Genomic DNA, 7,230 nt, shown 5'->3' on the forward strand with positions numbered 1-7,230 from the left:
GAATATTCGTTTTTTGAGAGATGAGTACGGTTAAGTCCCATTCGGTGATGTGAGAACGTTTTTCTTGAGCTACTTTTTCAGCTTCGGTAATGAGTTTGCGTCCATAGCTCAATAGGCTATCAGCAGTTTCAAAAGTAGTAGTTTGTTCCTCTTCTAAAAGGGTAGAGGCATCTAATAAAAAGGGAATGCGCTGTTTGATATCATTCAATAACCAAGCAGCGTTCTTTTTGCGTTGTTCTTCTGTAAAACCTTGTGTATTGTCCTCCAAGTGAATTATTTGTGTAAGCAAGGCATTTTTTTCTTTTAAGAAAGATGCTCCTGCTGTTTTCACAACTGACATTGTATGGTCTATGAGGTCTATCGCTGAGGCAGGCAGACTTTTTTCTTTTAAATACCTTTTAGAAAGGCGTATGGCTTCCCAAATTGCCTCATCGGTTATGGCTATATGATGGTGGTTTTCGTAAGTTGAAAGCGTTTGACGCAACATTCTAAAATGGGTTTCATCATCACTTTCTTGCAATTCTACCTTTTCAAACAAAGGTTCTAAACCCGATTTTTCTATTTTCTTGGTAAATTCATCAATAGTAGAAGTGCCTATGACAGTGAGTCCTTTGGTAAGTTCACTTTTAAGTAGATTTGCCATAGAGGAATCAAAAGAGTTACCTAAAAGTGCGTGTAATTCCTCAATGATAAGTACTGATTTAGGATATTGCTTGAGTTCTTGGGCTATGTTCTTGATACGGTCTTCTATCTCTCCTTTATAGGAAGCTCCTGCTATGAGGGCTCCCATATCCAATTCAAATATGGCTATGTTAGACAACACATCGGGGACTTGACCCGCTATAACCTTCTGCACAAAACTATTGATAAGGGTAGTTTTTCCTATACCTGAATCGCCTATGATAAGCACATTTTGTTTGCTAAATCTGCACAGTATTTCAGTAATTTTTTGAGTTTCGGCAACTCTGCCAACAGGTATTTCTTTTGAGGCTTTAGCTTTTAGGACATTTTTTTTATCAACACAATATTTTTGCAAAAACCCTTTAGCTGTGGAAGAAAGAGGAGCAGAAGAAAAAGGTTTTTCGGCAGAGGTAGCAAGAAAAGGGGGCGTTTCTAAGAGTTCGGCACGAGTTACAGGATAGGTTTTCATTTGGTCGAAATTAAAAGCTACTCCCTGAGTACTCAATGCTACAAATACATCCCATAAGGAGATTTCCTCCTCATCTAAAATTTCCCGAATAGCTTCTGCTTCAGTGAAGATAGTGTCTATCACTTCATCGGGGTCGCAGGAATAAGTGTTGGTGGCTTTTAGAGCTTCCTCAATGCGCACTTCAGCCCATTCTTCTAAATAGAACACATCGACACCTTTAGATTCCAAGAGCTTTAAAAGTGGTAAATCTCTGTTGAGAAGAGCTTTTAACAAGTGTCCGCCAGAGTAACGAGCATTCATATTTTCACGAGCTATTTTCTGTGCTATCTCCAATGCTTTAATAACCTCTGGGGTATAGCTCAATTTCTTTTCTTCCATTGTTTTTTTATATTTATTTGTTAAGTGAATATGTTTGCTTTACCAGTCAGGAGTGCCTGTAAGGGTATCTACTTTTTGTTTGATATAAATCGCACAATTACTATTTTTTTTGCCTTTCCATTTACCATTGTTTATTAAAGGTTCTGATAATTTTTCTTTTTTCTTAGCATAAGGAAAAAGAAAAATAGTATCTCCTTTGATAATACCACGACTATATTCATAAGAAGCATGAGTTATGCTATAGGCTAAAAATTGTTGTAACTCTAATTCCATAGGACTACGCATTCGATAATATCCCGCTACACTTCTTTTGATATTATTGTAGCTTAAACTATCTTTTGTTAAAAAACCTGATGCAACCCTACCATTACCAAAAAATCTGAGAAAATAGATTTCATCTTCTTCTAAAATTTTATATTTCCTAACATAAATTACAGTTGTATCAATCAGATCTTCTGTCTTTAAGCGATAAGGCTCTGGTTTTGCTAAACGAAAATGAGGTAGAATGGGGCGTGAACTTGCTCCCTGTTCAGGACGATAGTAATTTCTGTTAAAATACAAATCATAATAGATACAACTATTACAAAATAACCCTAACAATGCTAATACTAAAATGTATCTTCTTTCCATAAATTTATTGGTTTAGGGTTATCATATTCAAATTTAGAGTCTTTTATTTTATTGTGAATACTATTTTGAAACCAACCTTTACTTTCTACATCTAAACGAATGGAGTTTTTATCTTTTTGAAATCTTAAAAAATTAGAAGCACGATTAAGACTTTTTTGGTAATTATCTTGAGAATGGTAAGGAGATTTTTCTAATAACTCTTCTATTTTTTGTTTAAATACATCCTTAGTTATCACTTTTTCTTTTCTTAAATAGTTTAAATATTTCATTTTTTGTTCTGGGGCTCCTGTTTCATTATACTTCCCTGTAAAATTTTGATAACCTAATTCCAAATTTCCCCAATTTGCAATATTGAAACTTAGTGTAATACCTCCTGTATTTCCATGATCGGTACCACCTCCAATATATCCTTTTTTTGAATCATTATAGGTACTTAAACCAAAATCTCCAGACCTAAAGTTCCAAACTCCCATTCGTTGAACATCTCCTAAGTTAAATTTTTGATTTACAGCAGAGTTCCAAGTAAAAGCAGCTCCATAACTACCTGAATTTTTAAAAGTGTTTGACACAGGAATTGGGGTATCATAATTGATAATATACTGATTCATTGCGTCTGCCTCTCCTTTACCTATCCCTGCTCCTAAATAAATAGTTGCATCTACTACTACCATTTGTTTTTCTTTACTATTATCATAGATAGGTGTTCCTAATCCTGAATTGTAAAATGAAAAATTTAACGACTGATTACTGTAAAAATCACCAAAGCGATACTCTAAACCAGCGTGTACTCCTGCTTTAAAACTTATCTTGTAATCTATTTGTATTTGTAGAGTAATCAAAAAATTAGTTCTTAGTCCATTATTTGGAGGACAATTTTCACATTGACTCCCCAATCTTACATTTTTTAAATTTTCCTGCATATAACTTCTAACAACCGCTTCTAAATTACTTTCAATAGAAAATTTAGTAGGGTTGTTTAAACTTTGTTGTAAGGCTGATGATACAGAATTCTTCAATTGGAACTCTGAAAAAGGTATTTCAAAAAGTGTTGTTGAACTCATAATTGTTTATATTTTTAAATTATTATCATCCTTTCTTCCAGAATATCTTTCCTTTTACTCTGTAGTAAATGTGGATATTTTGGATACAAGTATTATTAACGTCTTTTTGCAGACGTAATGTTTCTATTTTTATTTTCTTTCCAGAAATCTCTTTACAAAACTGTACAAAGGGTACAATTTTATCGTCATTGATAACTACAGGCACTTGGTAATTCTCGCAAAGATATTCTTTAAAATCATCTTTTGTCTTAGCTTGTGAAGCGACCCCGTTAAGAAGTAAGATAAATTGCTCATTAGAAATATCAGGTACTTTATTGGTAGGAGAAGGTGTTTCCTCTTGCTTAGGGTCTTTAGGAGCAACGGGAATATTGGTGAGCATATCTACCAAAGGGTCTTTCTGTGCTTTGCCCATAGGCAGTGAAAAATCACTATGGGGCTGTTCGTATTCATAGCTTTCCATATCAATAGGATCTTTAGCTACTACGTGTTTGGGAGCTACATAAATGGTTTTGGTAGCAATATGGTCTAAATCACCATTAACAATGAGGGTTACTTTTTTTTGTCCCACACGTTTAAACTTATAAGTTACTGAATCTCCAATGGCATCGGTGGCTGAAGTCTCTCCAAAACTCCACTCAAAAGAAATACCTCCTTGTTTTTGCCCTATAAAATTAATAGTCTCTCCTAAGAAGACAACATCAGGGGCTTTGATAATAGGCAAATAACCTATTTGTTGGTTCAAAGAGGTTATAGTAAGCACTTTTTGAGACGTACAAGAGCCATTGATGGTAAGAGTAACGATATATTCACCTGTCTTTTCATAGGTATGGAAAGTGCGTTGCCTAAAATCTGCAGGAGACCCATCGCCAAAATCCCATTTCCACAATTTGGCATTTTTGGTTTTATCACCAAACTCAATTACTTCCTTCACCGCATAGTTATCTGCAAAGACATAGAAGTTAGCCTCCTGACAGTCTACGTGACGAGAGCATTGAAAAATGAATAAGAAAATACCAAGACAAAGGAGAATTCCAAAACTCCAATAGATTTTAGGGTCAAATTTAGGGAGGAAACCAGTAGATTTATGATTCATATAATATTGTTTTTTTTTATTATGTCAGCCTATTTTTGGCTAAAATTTCTCTTTGCGGTGCAAATTAGTATTTTTTTGTGAAACAGCCAAACAAAAAATAAAACTATTTTCACAAGATCCTTGCAAAATTATTTGCAATCCCTTATTTATCAAGTAAGAGTAAAAGAAAAAAGAAAACCAGCAGAACTGATGTTTTGCTGGTTTTCAAAATGGAGATATACAAGTATTAAAGGAATGAACGTTACATTTTAAAGCCTCGTGAATTTCTGTTAAGAGTCTCTCTTACAAACTCCTTCGTGGGAGTTGGGGCTTCTTGAGTTTCGCTTTTTTGACTCTCTTGTGATAGCTCTTTATTGAGTTCTTCTGCCTCTTGTACCTCTTGTTTTTCGGCTCCTTCTTGTGCCTCTTGTGGAGTATCGGAGGATAGTGAAAGTTGTATTTTCCTATCGAGGGCTGAGAGCTCAGTTTTAAGCTCGGAGAGCTGTGTTTCTTTGCCCCATACTTTTTCGATGATTTCCTTTAGAAGAGGAATATCCTTTTGAACAAGAGCAATCTCTTTTTCTTCCTTTTCCATTATTGCAGGGATTTTCTCAATGGCATTGACAAAATTCATCACAGTAAGGTTAGGGTCGCTTGCCAATCGTCCGTTGTTGTAGGTGTATTTGATACCTCCTTCCCCTTGTACAAAAAAACGATTTTCTTTTAGGTCAAGTTCGTCTTTTTTAGAGACTTCAGTCTTAACTAATATCTGAAAACCATAGATACTTCCTATTTCTTGATATTCGCCTTTGGTACGAGCGTTTTGGGCATAGTCCTGTAACTTTTGCGCTAACTGCTTTACACTGCTCTTTTCCTCTAAGCCATCCAAGCGCAAGGCATTGACTACCGAGCCATCTTCTCGGCGTACAGCTTTATCTGAAAAGTTTTGCCAATCCGTCTGAAAACGATACAAGCGATCTTGTAGGGCTTTCAAATCGCTACAGAGGTTATCTAAACGGTTTTTAGAGGTGTATTTAGAGCGTAAGAACGTTTGCTTTTCACTCTCTAAAGCCCCAATCTTCTTTTCTAACTTTGCTTTTTCGAGCAAATCGGTATTTCCTGAAAGGATAGCTACATATTCAGAATAGTTCATTCCCGACTTTTCGTCCATAGCTCCCTCATCAATGGTTCGTTTACCTAACTTATTGTTTTTAAGCTGGTCGATAAAGAGCTGTTTGTTAAATAGTAGATTGAACTTGTAAGAGTCCAAAGATTTTTCAACGGCATAGATAATCACATCCACCTTATTATCAGCAAAATATTTGGCCACTTCATTGCCCTTGCGAATGGCACGTCCGTCCCTTTGTTGCAGGTCACTGGGTCGCCAAGGGGTATCCAAGTGATGTACAGCAACGGCTTTTTTCTGTGCATTGACCCCTGTGCCAAGCATATCGGTAGAGCCAAAGAGTACCCGTATCTTGCCCTCGTTGGTGTCGCTGATGAGTTGTTTGCGCATTTTATCGTTTTTAGCCTCTTGGATAAAACGGATTTCGTGGGCAGGAATACCATAGTCTTCTACTAATTTGCGTTTGATTTCAGTGTAAGGATTCCACTCGTTGGGCTTGTAAGTACCCAAATCAGAAAAGACAAACTGAGTGCCTTTCTGTGCTTTGTATTTTTGATAATATTCATTGATTTTCATCGCACAATGAGAGGCTTTGTTATCGGGATGATCTTCGTACTTATCGGAGATCATTCGCATATCTAAGGACATTTTACGGGCATAATCAGTTGCAATAAGCATTTTGGCTTTTTCCTCGGACTCGGATAGTGGCGCACGCCCCAAGAGGGTTGCATTACCCGTTTTGGCAAACTCCATTAGTTTTTGAATGAATACCTCTTGATCGGGTGTAGGAGGTATATTGTGTAAAATTTCGTTCTTTTCGGGTCTGTCTATCCCAACATCCTTTGCGGTTCTATAATCGGTTATTTCAGCGTAAAACTGCGCTAATTCGGGTACTTTGATAAAGTAGCGGAAGCGTTCTTTCTGCACAATGTTGTTAGCCACTGAAAATTCGTAATCGGTGGTCTTGCGGGCATAGATTGCTGCCCACGCATCGAAACAGTGAATTTGTTGCTTTTCTAAGGCTTGAGGACGCAGGTACTTAAAGAGCAAATAAAGCTCAGTAAGTGAATTGGAAATAGTAGTCCCCGATAGAAAAGTAGCCCCCATATCCTTACCCGTACGCTCTTGAATAGTTCGCAAGGCAAAAAGCAGGTTGAGGGCTTTTTGACTGCCTTGTGAGTTTCCCAATCCCGCCACTCTATCGTGCCTTGTATTGAACATTAAGTTTTTGAACTTATGGCTTTCATCTACCAAGAGGTGATCAATGCCCATCATCTTAAAATCTACTGTATCATCGGTGCGCTCATTGATGTCGTGTTCTAAGGTTTTGAGCTTTACTTCTAGGTTTTCTTTACGCTTGTACATTCCTTTAATCATCGCACGAGAGACTTCACTGCCTTGTTTTTCCAACTGCCAAAGACTCTCTTCAACATCTTGGAGTTCTTCTTGCAAAATGCTCTGTTGCACCTCGGGGGATTGCGGTATCATCTTAAACTGGTCGTGGGTGAGAATTACGCAATCCCAATCATTGTTTTTGATGTCTCCAAAGATACGCAAACGCTTTTGAGGGGTAAAATCCTCCTTGCCAGGGTAAAGGATTTTAGCAAAAGGATAGGCACGGCGATAGGTCTCGGCTATTTCGTGTACATTGGCTTTAAGCCCTATAATCATCGGCTTGTGCGCCAATCCTAAACGCTTCATCTCTTGAGCGGCACAGCACATAATAAGGGTTTTACCAGCTCCTACCTCGTGGTCGCAAATCGCCCCATTGTTGAGCTTTATCATCCAAATAGCATCTTTCTGACTATCATAC

The 7,230-nt window shown here is 37.1% G+C and carries 5 protein-coding genes; all 5 read right to left on the reverse strand.

Translation table 11 applies throughout. The annotated features are described in order from the left end of the window. A partial coding sequence (locus HMPREF9074_RS04500) for an AAA family ATPase (RefSeq protein WP_034539804.1) occupies nt 1–1,528 on the reverse strand: 1,528 nt, incomplete at its 3' end. Nucleotides 1,529–1,567: 39 nt separating this feature from the next. Beyond that, nucleotides 1,568–2,158, reverse strand: coding sequence for a hypothetical protein (locus HMPREF9074_RS04505; protein ID WP_009389022.1), 591 nt, complete (start codon nt 2,156–2,158; stop codon nt 1,568–1,570). Next, nucleotides 2,137–3,219 (reverse strand): hypothetical protein, encoded by a 1,083-nt coding sequence (locus HMPREF9074_RS04510; protein WP_009389020.1) that lies wholly within the window; start codon nt 3,217–3,219, stop codon nt 2,137–2,139. Before HMPREF9074_RS04510 ends, HMPREF9074_RS04505 begins: the two co-directional genes overlap by 22 nt. 25 nt (nt 3,220–3,244) lie before the next feature. Further along, entirely contained in the window at nt 3,245–4,312 is a 1,068-nt protein-coding gene (locus HMPREF9074_RS04515; RefSeq protein WP_009389019.1) for a PKD domain-containing protein, read from the reverse strand. 241 nt (nt 4,313–4,553) lie between these two features. Continuing rightward, the coding region (locus HMPREF9074_RS04520) for a helicase-related protein (RefSeq protein ID WP_034539810.1) at nt 4,554–7,230 on the reverse strand (2,677 nt) is incomplete at its 5' end.

Source organism: Capnocytophaga sp. oral taxon 329 str. F0087 (assembly GCF_000213295.2).
GTDB classification, from domain to species: Bacteria; Bacteroidota; Bacteroidia; order Flavobacteriales; family Flavobacteriaceae; genus Capnocytophaga; species Capnocytophaga leadbetteri_A.